The sequence below is a fragment of the Aquiflexum lacus genome, assembly GCF_015476655.1.
GTDB lineage: Bacteria > Bacteroidota > Bacteroidia > Cytophagales > Cyclobacteriaceae > Aquiflexum > Aquiflexum lacus.
This window is the reverse complement of record NZ_JABFHF010000006.1, coordinates 52,822-69,828: the sequence shown is the minus strand read 5'-3', so window position 1 is coordinate 69,828 and position 17,007 is coordinate 52,822. Positions and strand designations below refer to the sequence as shown.

Sequence of the window (17,007 nt, the reverse complement as noted above, 5' to 3'; positions counted from 1 at the left end):
TCAGTGGAGTTTATTTTCCAATAGTAGTCGGAATCAAATTCTTAAAATAGTTTGCAAATTTATTGCTCAATCGAACCCTTCCAAATAAGCCAATAAATCCCTAAGATCCTGATCAGTTAGCCTTTCCTCAAGCCCATTAGGCATGAGAGATTCCTTGACCATTCCATAATCTACTATATCCTCTTTTTGGATGGAAATAAAACCTTTTGCTTGGGTATAAAGCTTGACATTATTGTTGCCCACATCAATCTGCCTTCCCTGTTCCAATGTCCCGTCTTTTAATTTGATATACCAGCCCTGCCATTCAGGGCTCATTTCGGCAGAAGGATACAATATGGATGCAATTAGGTTATTCCGGTCTTTGGATTTTCCGACATTGCTCAGGTCAGGGCCCAAGTCTCCGCCCCTTCCGTCCATGACATGGCAGGTCGAACAAAGGGAGGTATTGGAGAAAAATACCCTTCGGCCCCTTTCACTGTCCCCTGTTCCATCGAGTAAGGCATACCATGATTTCTCATTGCCAACCTCCGGCCTATTTGTCAATTCCTGATCTAACCCCAGTTGTAGCTGTTGTTGAAATCCTCCTAAAGAACTCGGATTTTTGAGCTGCTTTTCAAATGCCTCTCGGACATCAGGTTGACTGATTTTAGCCCTTAGAAATCTTGCGGCTTCGATCCTTATGTTTTCTTCCCCGCTTTCCAATAATGGGATTATTTGATTCCAACCATCCAAAGGCTGTCTTGAAAGACCTGCCAAGGCATCTGACCGAACAGTCGCTGAATTTGATGCTTTCAGCGTCAATTCCAACAATTTGGCAGCAACTTCCTTATCATGAACATTTTGTAAAGTCCTGATCGTCTCCAATCTCAAGGCGTCAGGTACACCTTCCGCTAAGAATGAAATGAGCAGTTTTTTGTGGTCCTGAGGATTATCCAGAAACCTTAAAGCATTCACCCGCATTTCTATTGAGTTTTGATCATTCTGAACAATGTCAGACACAAAATTTTCCGGAAGTACTCTTTTCAGTGCCTGGGACCTGGATTGAAGCCGGTTTTGAAATGCATGGACAAAATCCGGTTGAAGCAGTTTTACCGTTTCCAAATAGGTTTCAAACAGGTCATTGGAAGGGGGACCTACCCTAAGTGCATTTCCAATCTCATCTTTCAAAGTGACCATTTGGGAGGATCCAATCCAGATCAAAGCCATTTTTCTGATTTGGGAATCAGGATCATTCAAAAACCCTTTGGCAAGCGCTTCCAGTTCTTTATCCCCTGATCTTTTAGCTGCTAATAATGCACCCATTCGGATTAAAGCGTCTTGGTCTTTCGCCAAGGCTTTTATTTCCTCCTTTTGATTGGACAAAGCCAATATCCCAGCATGCCTTAGGAATGGATCATCTGATTTCAAGGAGGATTTCAAATCCGCTAGCGGTGCTGAATCCAATGACTCCAAGGTCTTTTCCCATTTAGCAAGTTTGGGTTGGACTGATTTACTTTTTCTGGGGAATACTTTCTCATTGTCTTTTGAAGTGAGTTTCCAGATTTTGCCCCTGCCATGGTTCGGGTAATATCGGACCACCCAATCCGTAAAATAAATCTCACCTTTGCTGTTGACCGCAAAAGCCACTGGTCTAAAATCTTCTCCACCTTCTACAATGACTTCTGTCTTGCCTGTCACAGAAAGACCTTTCTGTTGCATATCCATACGTACAATGGTACTTTCTTCCCAGATGGTACAAAGCATTTGGTTATCATAATCTTGGGGCAAATTCGTCAAACTTGTATTGACTAATCCGGAGGGTGCCTCGCCCAAAGGCACTGCAATGGGCAAAGTACCCGGTAGTTCTCCGTTCCACGCCAGATAAGGATGGATGCCACTTCCTCCAAAAAGTGATTGGTATCCGAAATCAGATTTATACACGGCATGGACAAGCCTGTTAGGCCCCCTGCTGTCCGGGTCATTGTCGGCTACCAACAACCGACCCTCATTATCAAACTTCAGGTCGAATGGGTTCCAATAGCCTGTACTAAAAATTTCCACTTCAGACCCATCCCATTTGGCCCTTATGACATTACCCCCATCACCATATCCTGAAATCTGACTGCCATCACTTCCTTCAAAATTCCAATATTCGCTTCCGGTATTACCCCTACCTAAGTACATATAGCCATCCTCGGAAAAAGTGATACTCAGCATGGCTGCGTGGGCATAGACGCTTTCAGGCTTTTTGAGTCCCATCAGCTTCTTTTTCTCTTCACAAACACCATCTCCATCGCGGTCATAAAATACCCAAACCTCCCGAGAGGTGACAAGATACAAATGCCCTTCAGGGGAAAATGCCAAATTCATCCCTTCCTTGATCCCTTCGGCAAAAACTGCGATTTTATCCAAATGACCATCCCCATTGGTGTCTTCAAAAACCTTGATCAGATCTCCCTCAGGACCCTGATAATCTTTGGGAGGCAAATGGGTGTGGGATTCCAAAACATATACCCTGTCTTTGGCATCAATGGCTATTCCAATCGGGGTTACAATATCAGGCTCCTCCACTACCACAGAGAGGACCAATCTGTCATCCAAAAGACGTACACCCTCAGGTAAATCATTTTGGGGTGAATCATTTGGTTTACATGAAAAAAGTATGTGCATCGTCAGGAAAATAATAGATAATGAATTGATGAATTGTGGCTTGAGATTAAATGAATACATAGAATGGGTATCAAAAATGTGTTTTTTTTGTTTTGATCTTGATTTGTCCCAGATCATAATAATTCCAAAGCTTCCAGGGTTTATCCTGGAAGCTTTGGAATTAAATTTCATACTTTTTGAAAAGGTCGTAGGCCCGGGTCAGGTCCTTTATGAGAGTATCTTCATTTCTTGGCGGCGCCATCTCAATAAGCAGGTAACCTTCATAGCCATAATCCAGCATTTTCTGGATCACAGCATCATTTTGGGTTACCCCATCCCCGTAGTTGACTACTTTATGTATCCCAAATCTTTCGGTGTCCTTCAGGTCAATATGCATGATTTTCGAATGGAATTTTTCCACCACATCCAAAAGCTTGACATTGGAACCATCAAAATGTCCATTGTCCATGCACATCCCGACATGGGTAGAATCCACCTCATCAAAAATCCTTTCATAGTCTTCGATGAATTCAAGATTGTTGTTGGCATGATTCTCCACCATTACTAGGACATCCATCTCTTCCGCTGCAGGAGCAATTTCCTTGAGGCAAGCAATAACTGCTTCCAAACCTCCGTCCTTTCCCCTTCCGGCACCGGTAAACTTGACCCTTCTGCAACCAAGTTCTTTGGCGGCATGCATGTTCCAAAGTTTATGCGTCACATCTTTGATGATATTGCCCTCGGCACCAAAGCCTGAACCCTGAACACAAATCGGCTTAAGGTCCAGCTGTTGGCATCTTTCTTTGATACTACGGATTCCGGCAGGGGTCAAAGTCCTTGGATACCAGCAATTGAATTCCACATTTTTAAAGGGGAGTTTGGGAAGTATTTCAAAGGCCTTTTCAAAATTGTGGTCCCCGAAACCATCCATGGTAATGGTGGCTATGGCGAGTTCGACTTTTTTTGGATTTTTGAAATCAAGGGTTTTGGAGTTTGCCAATAAATCCGGTACCACACCCAATCCTGCAATTCCCAAACCTGCTTTTTTTAGAAATGCTCTTCTGTTTTTGTTATCATTCATCAGCTAGGTACTTGATTGATTATTAACTTAAAAATAAGTAAAATAAAACAAGCCGAAAAAGCCTTTTATATTAAAATAAAAGAACTTTTTCGGCTCGTAGTACTATCCAGTCAGGATTTAAAAAGACTAACCCAGTCGAGTGCAGCATAAACTTTCATTGACGGCTGGGTGTAGTTGTAACTACACCCTGCTGTCACAGCCATCCATCAGGTTTTTGGGATGCAAATGAGGCAACTGACTTTTCTTTAAAATTTAAATGAAATTTTTCATAGATACGGCTAGTTTTTTTGTCTCCGTAATCCCTATTATCAAAACTTCAAAGAAAGTCCCAACATCAACTGTTGGAATCTTAAATCTCCATCACCTGTGAAGACATTGTCAATATCCACTTGCTGTCCGTTCAGAACACGCTCATATCTCAGGTCTAGACCAAGATTGCCCAAGTTCAACCCGATACCAAACTGATAACCTGCATTGTATTTTTCATAATCAAAATCCCTCAGGTCATCTTCAATATAATAATGAAAGGAAGGCCCTGCAAAAACCGAAACCAAAGGTCCCAAAAGATTAAGACCGACCAAAAGCGGTGCATCCAATCTTTGTGTAGTTAATTTAACTTGATTGACTTGGGAGGTAAGGTTGGTATAATTGACTTCAGGCCTGATAAAAACCGGTCCTGCATTGATTTTGCCAAAAAGGCCAAGATGATAGCCCAAGTTTTCCCTAGGGTCTCCCCAAATGGCCTCCGCATCTTTGAAGTATTGGCCATTGGAATTGTAATTCAGGCCTCCTTTGATTCCAAATCCGCCGCCTGTCTGTGCATGGGCGGATTGGTAAAATGCCGTTATGGCCAACAATAGAATGAAGGATTTAAGTGCTGTTTTCATAATTGTGGAATTTAATAGCTGGTTTAATTTATTTGATTAGTCAAACACATCAATCTAAATTGTTGTTAATTAACGTAGTTGCTGTGAGAAAATGTATGTTCCAAATCATCAATTGAATTATTATCAAGTACATTCTTTAACAGGAATTAACAAAGAATCGCAAACTAAAATCGTGCCTTAATAATTAACATAAATATATATAGGTAGAAAATATGATGAAAAACGCCCGAAATTTAATATTACTGGTACTAATTCAGGTTTTTAGTATCAGCATTGTGGGATGTTCCCGTGCAGAAAATGGCAATGAAAAGGTAAAAACTTCTTCTGAAGAGGAACAATATTCAGGTCCAAGTCAACTGGCTACTTTTGCAGGTGGATGTTTCTGGTGTATTGAGGCACCTTTTGAAGGTATCCCCGGAATTGTATCTGTGATTTCAGGTTATTCTGGAGGCAAAGAAAAAAACCCTTCATACAATGATGTGGCAGGTGGAAAAACAAGCCACAGAGAATCAGTTCAGATCAAATTCAATCCTGATATCATCAGCTACAGTGAGCTTTTGGATATTTTTTGGCAGCAATTTGATCCCACAGATGAAGGAGGTTCCTTTTATGACCGCGGATTCCAATATACATCAGCGGTATTCTATCATGACAAGGTTCAAAAAGAAACAGCTGAGGCTTCCATTAAAAAACTGGATAAATCAAGAGTTTTTGAAAAGTCCATTGTCACTCCTGTAATCAAATTCACGAATTTTTATCCTGCAGAAGATTATCATCAGGATTATTTCAAAAAGAATCCTACAGAATACTATGCCTATAGAAAAGGTTCAGGAAGAGATGCTTTCATTGCCAAACATTGGGCAGTAAACCTTGAGAAACAATACAAAAAACCTTCCGATGCAGAACTGAAAAAAAACCTGTCCAAATTACAATACGAGGTCACCATGCATGAAGCTACTGAAAGGGCATTTTCAAATGAATACAATGGAAATAAAGAAGCAGGAATTTATGTTTGTGTAATTTCTGGAGCGCCTTTATTCAGTTCTTCGGACAAGTATGAATCCTATTCCGGATGGCCAAGTTTCACCAAGCCAATAGATGCCCGATTGATTGATAAACCTGTGGACAAGTCCATGGGTATGATACGTGTGGAAGTAAGAAGCAAATTGGGTGATTCCCACCTTGGACACGTTTTCAATGATGGACCAAACCCAACCAACCTTCGATACTGCATGAATTCCGCAGCGATGAAATTCATACCCAAAAAAGATATGGAAAAAGAGGGTTATGAAAAATGGGTATGGTTAGTGGATTAATTTCCTGAAGGTGAGGTTAATTCGCTCACATTCTACTTTTTTCTTTTTGGTGATTGATTATTGTTTTATTCATACAATTATATCAAATTTAATGCGTCATTGTAGACATCTTTAATTTTTGAAGTTTTGTAGGAAAATTTTCTAAAACACCAATTATGAACAAATACGTTAAGTTCGCCATTTTAGCCATAGTGATTGTCCTAGTAGGGGGATTCTACTGGAGGTATTATTTTGTGTTCAGCGAAGGTATCAAAGGTGGAAACCTGAATTACTTTGAGAAAAAGGGATATGTCTTCAAAACTTGGGAAGGTAGGGTGGTCCAAGAAGGATTCCAAAGTCCTACTGCGGGTGCTTTACAGAGCAATGAATTTCGTTTCAGTGTGAAAGGAGACGATGTCGTCACCCAACTAGAAAGGGCAGGAGGAAAATTCGTCGAATTGCGCTATAAAGAATATTTAAACCCTCTTCCATGGAGAGGAGCCAGCGAATTTGTTGTATTCGAAGTAATAGATATCCGCGATATAGGGGGTAGGTCAAATAGTCAGCTCCCTGTGAATGAAGATTAAAAATAATCAGGGGGCTGTGCCATAAGTTCATTGCCCCGCTCTAAATTCAAATTAGGATTTAAATTTTTATGGTACTCCCTGGTAGAATCATTAAATAGAGGAATCCCTTCTGAATTAAGCATTCAGGCAGTTATAACGCTGATTTTGCAGCTACTCACAGATAAAAACAATCCGTGAAAATCAGCTCAATCAGCGTTATCAGCGTTGCGTAAAAAACTTATATCTCTTAATTTTTTGCCCAATAATCCACTACTAAGACTTTGTCCAAATGAGGACCCAATACAGCGCCAAATGCCTTATGGTCGGGATGAGGCAAATACACTGCGCGATCTTCTTCTGAGGCAAAGGTCAGAAAAAAACAATGCGTGAATCCTTGGTCCAAACCTTCGGGACTATTGTTTGTCCCCCACTCTATTGACTGAATTTCTTTGATTTTTGAGGGCAAGGCCATAAATGCCTCTTCTACCTTTTTGACATCTTCTTCACTGGCTTCATCCTTGAATTTGAACAAGACCACATGTCTCAATGCTTTATCCATATTGGTGATTTTCTTTTCTATAACTTTTTCTATGACTTTTTCTTCTTCTTGGGGACTCTGACATGCCGCAATGACGAGGGCACCTAGTAAAAGGAAGGTTAAGTTTTTCATGGTTTTTGGTTTTGGTTTGAAGAAGCAATTTCTTAAAATATATTCATCAGTTTTTACCGTTTGTCCAATATTTGTAGAAGGAATGAGATTTTTTCCGAAATTATTGATCTTCTTGAAAAAATACCAATCACCAAATTCCATATTTAATTCAAAAATGATGATTCTTAACCTCATTCTTAAGACCCTGAGACCAAAACCCCAAATATCCATTTTCTTTTTGATCGTTTTAATATCATTTGCTGCTTGCAATAATAAAACCAATGGCCCAATGATGATTGGTCTGCAGGAAGAGGTGGAAGTCATAAGAGACGAAAATGGCATCAACCACATCTTTGCCAATAATGAACATGACCTGTTTTTCAGTCAGGGATATCTTGCGGCAAAAGACCGGTTATTTCAGTTTGAAATTTGGAGAAGACAGGCAACAGGAACTTTGGCAGAAATACTTGGAGAAAGGGAACTTGAAAGAGACAAAGGTGTTCGGCTTTTCAAATTCAGAGGTGAAAAATCAACTGAACTTAAACATTACCATCCACAGGGTGAAATTATTGTGGATGCTTTTGTTGATGGCATCAATACCTATATCAAAGAAGTACTTGACAACCCTGAACTATTACCTGTTGAATTTAGACTTCTTGATATCCTCCCTGGATATTGGACTTGGGATGTAGTAATTTCCAGACATCAGGGTCTTTTGGAAAATGTCAAAGATGAATTGACTTACAGCCGCGTGATTAGTCTCATTGGGGCTGAAAAGGCAAATGAAATCTACTATTTCCATCCTCAAACACCCAATTTGGACATCTCCTCCTCCATCCCTAAAGAATTGTTGTTCAAGGATATTTTGGCTCCCTATAATGCTTTTCGAAAAGGAGTAACTTTCCTTCCCGAAGATATCCAAGAAGACAAAAGAAATGAATCCCTTTCATTTTTGACTGAAATCCGAGAAGTTGAAATAGATCTTGAAGAAACTTTGGAATTTGAAAAGTTTTCGATCGGTAGTAATAATTGGGTGGTCAGCGGAAAAAAGACGAAAAGTGGATATCCCATCATGGCCAATGATCCGCATAGACTTCAGGCAGTTCCTTCCTTGCGTTATTGGGTTCATCTACACGCCCCTGGATGGGATGTGGTTGGAGGAGGTGAACCGGTAATCCCAGGTGTTTCGATTGGCCATAACCAATTCGGGACTTGGGGATTGACTATTTTTAACACAGATAATGAGGACATGAGAATATATGATACTCATCCTGAAAATCCCTTACAATACTTCCACAAAGGCGAATGGCTGGAAATGAGGGCTATAAATGATACCCTAAAAGTCAAAAATCTTCCCGACCAAACCCTTACGCACTATTATACCATACATGGTCCGGTAACCTTTATAGATAGCGCACTTCACAAAGCCGTGGCAGTGCAGTGCGCCTGGCTAGAACCAGGAGGAGCGCCTTACCTGGCAAGCCTAAGAATGGACCAATCCCAAACATGGGAAGAATTCCGGGATGCTTGTACCTACAATCATATTCCAGCAGAAAACATGATTTGGGCTGATAAAGAAGGTAACATCGGATGGCAGGCCACTGGAATTTCACCGATTAGAAACGGCTTCTCTGGCTTGGTACCTACATTAGGAGATGGGAGCATGGAATGGGAGGGCTATCTTCCTATTGATCAGCGACCAAATGATCTGAATCCTGCTGTTGGCTTTATTGCTACAGCCAATGAAAATGTAGCGCCTTCGGATTATAAACAAACCAATGCATTAGGCTACGAATGGGCAGATGCATTTAGAGGCAATAGGGTCCGGGAAGTGTTGGGACAGGGAAAGGATTTTACCTTGGAACAAATGGGAGATTTGCAGAATGACTATTTAGCACTGCCTGCAAGGGAATTGGTTCCTTATATCCTCAATATTGACTTTGAGACAAGCAATACCAATTCAGCCCAAACGGCATTGGAAGATTGGGATTATATTTTGGACAAAAATTCCGTAGCAGCAGGAATCTATGTGATGTGGGAAAGGAAAATAAGGTCAGAGATCAAAAATTTAATTGTTCCTAAAGAGGCACTTCCTTATGTAGGATCAATCCAATTGACCAAGATTTTATCATGGATGGAAGACCCATCCAAAATATTCAATAATAATCCAATCCAAGCAAGGGATAAGTTCCTCAAATCTTGTTTTGAATTGGCTCTTACAGAACTTGAAAATAAACTTGGCCCCGATCAATCCAAATGGCAATATGGCCAAACATCCTATAAACATGCGTTGATAAGGCATCCGCTTAGTATGGCTGTATCGGAGGAATGGAGAAATAAACTTGATCTCGGTCCTGTGCCACGTGGAGGGTATAGCTACACCCCTTCTGCCAATGCCTATGGTGACAATAATACTTCAGGTGCTTCCTTTAGGATAATTGTTGACACTGGAGATTGGGAAAGCACTTTGGGTATCAATACCCCGGGACAATCTGGAAGTCCTGAAAGTCCATTTTACAAAAACTTATTTTCAAAGTGGGCAAACGATGAGTATTTTATAGTTCCCTACAACTACGATAACATCAAAAAAATCTCGTCTGAAAAGACAATACTAAAACCAAAATGAATAATTGAATAAAGCCGATTTCAAATAAAAAAAAGTCCATCAGAAGAATCTCTCCCGATGGACTTTTTAATATTCAACCCAATCAAACCACATCATATGGCCAACTCATAATTCCGCCGGCCATATTATAGGTATGTTCAAAACCCATTTCACTCATTATTTCACAAGCCTGACCACTTCTATTGCCACTTCTGCAATAGATATAGTATTTTTTATCTTTTGGTAAATGTTGAATCTGAGACTGAAAATTAGGACTCATGATGTCAATATTTCTTGCTCCTTTTAATCTTCCTGACTGGAATTCACCAGCGGACCTTACATCAAGGATAACAGCATCTTTTGCATTCATGCCCTTATTGAATTCTTCACAATAAAGGTCTGTATAGTTTTTTGGTTTGCTTCTAAAGAAATTAAACATGGTGTAAATTTTATATTCATTACAAATCTAACCCTGTTTCAGGTAGTAATCCGTAACCAAAATCACACTGAAAAAAAATAGTATCCATGAAGATCCGATCAAGCGAAAAACCTGTCTTTGATCTTTAGAATTGATAATCTAATCAACAAGGCCCAGGGAATGCCATGGAATAAAAAATCCAACCAATCTAAAAGTTCCATTCCTTTGGCACCTCCTGCTATCCATTTGATTTTGCCCCAAATATGTGGTTCTGGCACAAAAGGTGCCAATCCCAGTGTCAAACAAAGAAGGATGACGTACCGCCAATTGTTAATTAATTCTTTCATGGATTCTCTCATTAGGTGAATCTGACAATTCGGTACTCTCATCCATCTGCTGCCTTCCTATTTTATTTTTTGCGAAGGGGTAAGTAATCTGGGTCCAGAAAGTTTTGGGAAATTCTTCCATACCCTCAAAACCCAAAGGTTCATCCTTTCCTTCATGAGGAATATAATCCGTATTGAAGATATAATCCCATAGGCTTAGCGTGATGCCATAATTCACACCATACCTTCTATCTTTTGGAAGAGTCTTGGCATGATGCCAAAGGTGCATCATAGGATTGTTGAGAATATATTTCAAAGGGCCATAGGTGATTCTCAGATTGGCATGATTGAGATGTCCAATGGCTGTTGTAAAAATATGCATGATAAAGAAATCTTTCAATCCAAACCCGATCATGGCCAACGGGATATATTGGGCAGATTTATAGATGATAGTTTCCATCCAATGAAATCTTAAATGGGCAGCAAATCCCATTTGTTCAACTGAATGGTGAACTTTGTGGAATTCCCAAAGCATAGGTATTCTGTGCAACATCCTATGTACATTCCACTGAATAAAATCAGCAAGAATAAACATCAGCAAAAATTGCGACCACCTTGGCCAAGTGTCAATTTGAAGTGCCACCATATTTTCAATCCCAAACCAGCCAAGAAAATCATTAAATGCCTCAACTGCAACATTGGATATGGCGTTGTAGGCAATTAACGAAAACAAAAAATAATTGAAGAACATATAAAACCCATCCAACCAGAAGTCTTTTCTGAAGATAGCTTGTTTTTCTCTCCAAGGAAGGAAAATTTCCAATAACCATACGCCTACCGAAAGCCCGAGCAACCACCAGAAATAATTTTGCCAGGAAGGGTAAAACATCTCGGTGACGAGGTAATTCCAATAGCCATAGTAGGAATCACCTATTATTTTGATATATTTTTCTAAATCCATTGCTTCAATTTATTGAATTTAAAGAAAAAGGCAATCCACACGGATGCCTTTTTCGATACTCCCATAAACCACAACTAATTATCATTTGTTATAATCCTTGATTGCGGCTCCCATATCAAGGACTTCTACATGTCTTAATCCATTTTGAATAATGCTACTTCCTGCCGCAGACCGATAACCTGTCCCACAATGTACCACAACAGGCTTATCTGTTGGAATTTCACCTATCCGATCCATTAACTCCGGTAAAGGTATATTGATGGAATTTTCGAATACTTTTCCTTTAGCCACTTCACCGGAATTTCTGATGTCTATGATAGTAAAGGCATCATGATTGGAATCAAATGCTTTTTGGTCAAAGATATCCATGGACTCTCCACCTTTTTGGTCGTAGACAAATGCCCCTTTGATAAATGGTTCATAACCGATTTTTGCTGTTTTCGAAATCAGTTCTTCCAAACTTTCTTTACTATCAGCAACCAGATAATAATCTGAGCCAGGTGCTATTAGACTGCCCAACCAAGTTTCAAATTTGGCTCCCTTCATGATATTGACTGCACCTTCAATATGTGACTTTTTGAATAGCTCCTGATTTCGGCCGTCAATGACAACCACTTCCCTATCGGTCGTTTTATTTTTTTCTAATCTATTTACCTTATCTTTTGAAGCTTGATATTCAGGTGCTCCATTTTTATTCAACGCCACATTGTATGGAAAATACTTTGGAATAAAAGGTTGGTCTTGAAGCAATAATTCAACAAATGCATCCTCAGTCATATCCTGTAAGGCGTAGTTTGTCAATTTCTCCAAACCAATCGTACTACTTGAGGCATCACTGATTGCCTTTCCACAAAGAGACCCCGCACCATGGGCAGGATATACAGCCACATCATCGTCCAATATCATCAATTTCTCTCTTGTAGTGGCATACATCATTTTTGCCAGTTCAACCCTAGTGGCCATAATGTTTCCGACTGATTCTCTCAAATCAGGTCTTCCCACATCTCCTATAAATAGGGTGTCTCCTGTAAATACGGCCACATCTTTCCCGTTTTCCTCGACTATAATGGATATTCCATCTGGGGAATGTCCGGGAGTATTGATCGCTTTAAGCCTAACTTTTTTAGAGAGCTTGATGGCATCTCCTTCGTCGAAAGCTTTGTGGGGATAATCTGCACCTGCCAACTTACTGATATAGATGGTAGCCCCTGTGCTTTGATGTATTTCAAGGTGCGAACTGACAAAATCCGCATGGGGATGGGTTTCTATCACCGCAATTATTTTTGCACCGCTTGAAGAAGCATGGTCATAATATTGCTGGGGATTTCTTCCAGGATCTACCAAAACCATATCTTGGCCTACCTGTATCGCATAACTGAAATGAGCTAATCCATCATCTTCAAATTGCTGAATAAATACTTCCTTCAATTCGGCAGGTTTTATCAATTGCTCAAACTGAAACCCGTAAGTTAGGGTGAAAACTCCAAAGGCCAATAAACCTAGAATTAGTTTTTTCATTTAGGGGTTTTATATTCTTGAAATCAAAATTACTCAAACAAAACACCCAAAAATGTGACGGATGTTACATTACAAGATGATGTTTATCTTTAAAGTGTCAAATATTACAGCAATCCCCATTGTTTTTCTCCATTTTTGGTAAAAATCGAATTAATGAAGATGAAAGAATTCTGGAATGAAAAATTTTCACAATCGCCAAATTTATACGGTGAAGGCCCAAACAAATTTCTGGAAAATGAATTGGCCAATCTTTCTCCTGCCACCCTGCTATTACCAGGAGAAGGAGAAGGCAGGAATGCCATTTTTGCAGCTAAATCAAAATGGAAAGTAACTGCCATAGATCAAAGTGAAATTGCTCAAAACCATGCCCTTCAAAAAGCAAAGGCATTAGACTTGAAGATTAATTATATTGTAGGTGATATCCTGGATATTGACCTTGAAAAAGAAAAATTTGATGTCTTGGCATTAATATACTTTCATCTTCCCTTAAATAACCAAATGGTTATACATCATAAATTATTGCATTCGCTCAAAAAAGGTGGGGTATTGTTGATAGAAGGCTTTGGAAAGAAACAGTTGGAATTCAACTCAGGAGGTCCTAAATCCATTGAAATGCTGTATGATCTAAATTCCCTTCAAGCTAGTTTTCCCAATGTAGTATGGCAGGAGAAATTTGCAGGAATAATAAGTCTTGATGAAGGAAAAGGGCATAAAGGTGATGCGCATGTTATCCGACTAAAAGGAATAAAAATCTAGTGGGGAAATGACTTTTATCAGGAAATAGATTCAAAAAATCTTGTAGCTTAGTCATAGTGAAAAGATTGAGCCTAGCTAAATCTTGATATTTATAAAACAAAGTTCAGAAACCCATTAACAGTATATTGATAACAGTCTAAAAACATAAAGCACCTTTGACATGAAAATCCTCGTCCCTACCGATTTCTCCGAAAATGCCAACAACGCATTGGAGTTTGCCAAAAAAATAGCCAAACATAAAAATGCGTCAATCACTTTACTATACGCATTCTATGCAGTGTATGACTTTGCCTCTCAGGCCACTGAAATCATTGGTCAAATAGAAATGGAAGCAAAAAGAGAATTAAAAAAAGCTACCGAAAAAGGCCAAGCAGAGGGACTTCGATTTGATTATAAAATCATACAAGGAACAGTGTCAACAGCTGTGACTTCAATAGCTCTTAGGGAAGACTACAATCTGATTGTAATGGGAACCCAAGGGGCAAGCGGTATCAAAAAAGCATTGATCGGTTCCAATACAGGACACGTCATCAAAGAATCCAAAATCCCGGTCTTAGCGGTTCCATTTAACTCAGATTGGGGAAAAGAAAATAAAATCTCGGTTGCGCTCGAATTGGAAAAAGAAGATGAAAAGTATTTCAAAAAGTTATTTTCTCTTACTGAGGAATTGAAATTGCCTTATGAATTTTTTCATATTAAGACAGATGACAATTTCGAAAAAGAAATAGAGTTTAAAGGATTGGAAGTTTTCCTCCGAGAGGAATATCCGAATAAGGACATTAGCTTTACGGTAGTATATGCGAAGGAAGTCAATAAGGGAATCCAACAATACTTAGATCAAAATCCAGGTGCAATGTTGGTCATGTTTTCTAAAAATAAGACCTTCTTCGAATACATTTTTAATAAAAGCACCAGTTTGGAAATGGCATTTCATACCCACGTTCCACTTTTGGTGGTTAAGTGAGAGGGTGAGGTTAGATTTTAGATTTTGGGTTTTAGTAGTTGAAGGCCTCGTCATTCTGAGTCGTCAACATTTTCCAAACGTTCAGAATTGAAAATAACATTTAGTTTCTCCTACCTACGGCAGGCAGGCGTCATCCTGAATCAGAGGTACTGCCTGTCCCGTTAACTAACGGGAAGGTGAAGGATCTCCATGCCTTAGGGTAGAGACTCCCCGAAAGCATCGGGGCAGGCTTTCGTTCGTCAGCGTGACGGGTCCTAAGTTCATGTCAATGGTATGAAGCTTCACTAATTCCTTGTTTTTACCCAAACTCATATGCGAAATAAAGAATCTCGTATGCAAGGAAAAAAGGTTTGACTTCGGTAAACCTCTATAATTCTAAGGCGTTTATTCACTAACTCTCTCCAAAATCCACTTCAAAATATCCTCCATTATCTCTTCCTTTTCATATTCATTGACCAATTCATGATAAAGGTCAGGATATCGGTGGAAGGTTTTGTCTTTGGATGCAATATTCCTGAAAAATTCCTCTGTTCCCTTGGGGTTAGACAGTTTGTCACCTGTTCCGTGCATCATCAAAACAGGATATTGAAATCCACTTGACTTTGATTCAATTTCTTTGATCATTCTCAATAACTCGTATCCTGTCCTAGCGGGTATCGCTTCACTGTATACAATGGATCCTCATTGTATTTTTTGACTTCCAAAGGATCGTGGGAAATCATTGAACTGTCAAGTTGAAGAACTTTCAATTTTGGTACTAATTTACTGGCAATTGAGGATACGGCGATCAATGCTTTAGAGACATTGTCTGCCGGCTTTAAAGCAGCAGCACTCATAATGATTCCATCCGATTGTGGCTTATACCTAAGTGCGTAGGCCGCAACCAATCCTCCTCCCATGCTGTGCCCGAAAATAAATGTAGGAGCATTGGGTACAAAACTTTTCACTTTTCCAAAAAGGGCATCAATATCCTTAAGGTAATCCTCATAATCCGAAAAATATGCAGTTGGCTTTGGCAGGGAAGATTTGCCATGACCCCTTCCGTCAAAGGTGAAGACTGCAATATTCTTATCCACCAATTTTTTGGCAAGATGGGCATATCGGGTACTGTGTTCACCTAGTCCATGCACGATCAATATCGCGGCATCGGATTTCTCAGGCATCCAAGCTTGTAAATAAAGTTTGATCCCATCATGGCTCGTGTAGGAAGTTTCCAGGTGTTTCATGGGTTGGAGATTAGGAGTGTAAATTGTTTACTGCTGTCCTGATTCATTTGTATGACAATTTTTAAAAGGTGTCCGATAACCGATGACCAATGTTGGAGATGCCCTGTGAACATTGTTGTGCCACTTTGTAATGAGTATTTATCAGAGATTTTTCAAATTAAGTCAAGATCTGAAAGTACTTGATTTCTATATTTTGTTGTTAAATAAGATGCTCAAATCAACTTGAGTAAAATTAGGGTATCCACTTGATATCCTTGAAGTTAGGCTTTCTCTTCTCAAGAAAAGCATTTCTACCTTCTTTGGCTTCCTCAGTCATATAGGCCAACCTCGTGGCCTCGCCTGCAAAGACCTGCTGGCCTACCATCCCATCATCAGTCAGGTTCATGGCAAATTTCAACATTTTGATGGAAGTCGGGGATTTCGCCAGGATTTCCTGTGCCCATTGATAGGCAGTGTCTTCGAGTTCGGTGTGGGGTATTACTGCATTTACCATACCCATGTCGGCTGCTTCCTGTGCGGAATAATTTCTCCCCAAGAAGAAAATCTCTCTCGCCTTTTTCTGACCTACCATCTTGGCCAAATAAGCGGATCCATATCCCCCATCAAAGCTTGTCACGTCTGCATCTGTCTGTTTAAAAATGGCATGTTCTTTACTGGCCAAAGTCAAATCACAGACGACATGCAAGCTATGTCCTCCTCCTACTGCCCAACCCGGCACCACTGCAATGACTACTTTGGGCATAAACCGAATCAGCCTTTGGACTTCAAGGATATTCAAGCGGTGCATGCCATCCTCCCCCACATATCCCTGATGACCCCGCGCCTTTTGGTCACCTCCTGAACAAAAAGAATACACCCCATCTTTCGGTGATGGACCCTCAGCGGATAACAAAATCACACCAATGGAAGTATCCTCCTGCGCATCATAAAAAGCATCATACAATTCGCTTGTGGTTCGGGGTCGGAAGGCATTGCGCACCTCAGGCCGATTGAAAGCTATCCTTGCAACTCCATCACATTTTTTATAGGTTATATCCTGATATTCTTTGGCGGTTTTCCAGTTTATCGTCATGATAATATTTTGTTTAAATTTTAACCGCAAGATAACAGGCTTATGGGAAATTTGT

14 protein-coding genes and 1 pseudogene are annotated in these 17,007 nt (G+C 39.8%); 5 read left to right on the top strand and 10 right to left on the bottom strand.

The annotated features are described in order from the left end of the window. Positions 1-66 precede the first annotated feature (66 nt). The 3 genes from HMJ38_RS07615 to HMJ38_RS07605 form a co-directional block, all read right to left on the bottom strand. A complete protein-coding gene (locus HMJ38_RS07615) occupies positions 67-2,820 on the bottom strand; it encodes a PVC-type heme-binding CxxCH protein (RefSeq protein ID WP_228779939.1) in 2,754 nt (917 codons plus the stop codon). Beyond that, positions 2,810-3,709, bottom strand: coding sequence for a sugar phosphate isomerase/epimerase family protein (locus HMJ38_RS07610; RefSeq protein ID WP_228779938.1), 900 nt, complete (start codon positions 3,707-3,709; stop codon positions 2,810-2,812). Before HMJ38_RS07610 ends, HMJ38_RS07615 begins: the two co-directional genes overlap by 11 nt. A 308-nt stretch (positions 3,710-4,017) precedes the next feature. Continuing rightward, on the bottom strand, positions 4,018-4,596 hold the full coding sequence (locus tag HMJ38_RS07605) for an outer membrane beta-barrel protein (RefSeq protein ID WP_194973780.1): 579 nt from the start codon (positions 4,594-4,596) through the stop codon (positions 4,018-4,020). Positions 4,597-4,808: 212 nt separating this feature from the next. Between HMJ38_RS07605 and msrB the strand changes: the two genes are divergently transcribed. Beyond that, a complete protein-coding gene (gene msrB, locus HMJ38_RS07600) occupies positions 4,809-5,912 on the top strand; it encodes a peptide-methionine (R)-S-oxide reductase MsrB (RefSeq protein WP_317174500.1) in 1,104 nt (367 codons plus the stop codon). Between the two features lie 155 nt (positions 5,913-6,067). Next, entirely contained in the window at positions 6,068-6,478 is a 411-nt protein-coding gene (locus HMJ38_RS07595) for a hypothetical protein (protein ID WP_194973779.1), read from the top strand. Positions 6,479-6,704: 226 nt separating this feature from the next. On the opposite strand, the gene HMJ38_RS07590 is transcribed toward HMJ38_RS07595, so the two are convergent. Then, positions 6,705-7,127, bottom strand: coding sequence for a Dabb family protein (locus HMJ38_RS07590; RefSeq protein ID WP_194973778.1), 423 nt, complete (start codon positions 7,125-7,127; stop codon positions 6,705-6,707). A gap of 268 nt (positions 7,128-7,395) precedes the next feature. Here HMJ38_RS07590 and HMJ38_RS07585 point away from each other — a divergent pair, with 268 nt between their 5' ends. Then, a complete protein-coding gene (locus tag HMJ38_RS07585; protein WP_228779937.1) occupies positions 7,396-9,732 on the top strand; it encodes a penicillin acylase family protein in 2,337 nt (778 codons plus the stop codon). Between the two features lie 82 nt (positions 9,733-9,814). Here HMJ38_RS07585 and HMJ38_RS07580 read toward each other — a convergent pair whose 3' ends face one another. From HMJ38_RS07580 to HMJ38_RS07565, 4 genes are all read right to left on the bottom strand, one after another. Continuing rightward, positions 9,815-10,150, bottom strand: coding sequence for a rhodanese-like domain-containing protein (locus HMJ38_RS07580; protein WP_194973777.1), 336 nt, complete (start codon positions 10,148-10,150; stop codon positions 9,815-9,817). A 98-nt stretch (positions 10,151-10,248) separates the two neighbouring features. Further along, the gene (locus HMJ38_RS07575; protein ID WP_194973776.1) at positions 10,249-10,476 is read right to left on the bottom strand and encodes a hypothetical protein; all 228 of its coding nucleotides are present in this window, start codon (positions 10,474-10,476) and stop codon (positions 10,249-10,251) included. After that, complete coding sequence (locus HMJ38_RS07570) at positions 10,460-11,416, bottom strand: sterol desaturase family protein (RefSeq protein WP_194973775.1); 957 nt, start codon at positions 11,414-11,416, stop codon at positions 10,460-10,462. Before HMJ38_RS07570 ends, HMJ38_RS07575 begins: the two co-directional genes overlap by 17 nt. Before the next feature lie 81 nt (positions 11,417-11,497). Beyond that, complete coding sequence (locus HMJ38_RS07565; RefSeq protein WP_194973774.1) at positions 11,498-12,934, bottom strand: MBL fold metallo-hydrolase; 1,437 nt, start codon at positions 12,932-12,934, stop codon at positions 11,498-11,500. Between the two features lie 153 nt (positions 12,935-13,087). Between HMJ38_RS07565 and HMJ38_RS07560 the strand changes: the two genes are divergently transcribed. Both HMJ38_RS07560 and HMJ38_RS07555 read left to right on the top strand, forming a co-directional pair. Continuing rightward, positions 13,088-13,690, top strand: coding sequence for a class I SAM-dependent methyltransferase (locus tag HMJ38_RS07560; protein ID WP_228779936.1), 603 nt, complete (start codon positions 13,088-13,090; stop codon positions 13,688-13,690). A 160-nt stretch (positions 13,691-13,850) separates the two neighbouring features. Beyond that, positions 13,851-14,654, top strand: a complete 804-nt coding sequence (locus HMJ38_RS07555) for a universal stress protein (protein WP_194973773.1) — start codon at positions 13,851-13,853, stop codon at positions 14,652-14,654. Between the two features lie 384 nt (positions 14,655-15,038). Here the strand turns inward: HMJ38_RS07555 and HMJ38_RS07550 are convergent. Both HMJ38_RS07550 and HMJ38_RS07545 read right to left on the bottom strand, forming a co-directional pair. Beyond that, positions 15,039-15,817 (bottom strand): annotated as a pseudogene (locus tag HMJ38_RS07550) (alpha/beta hydrolase). Between the two features lie 295 nt (positions 15,818-16,112). Next, positions 16,113-16,952, bottom strand: a complete 840-nt coding sequence (locus HMJ38_RS07545) for a 1,4-dihydroxy-2-naphthoyl-CoA synthase (RefSeq protein ID WP_194973772.1) — start codon at positions 16,950-16,952, stop codon at positions 16,113-16,115. Between the last annotated feature and the right edge of the window lie 55 nt (positions 16,953-17,007).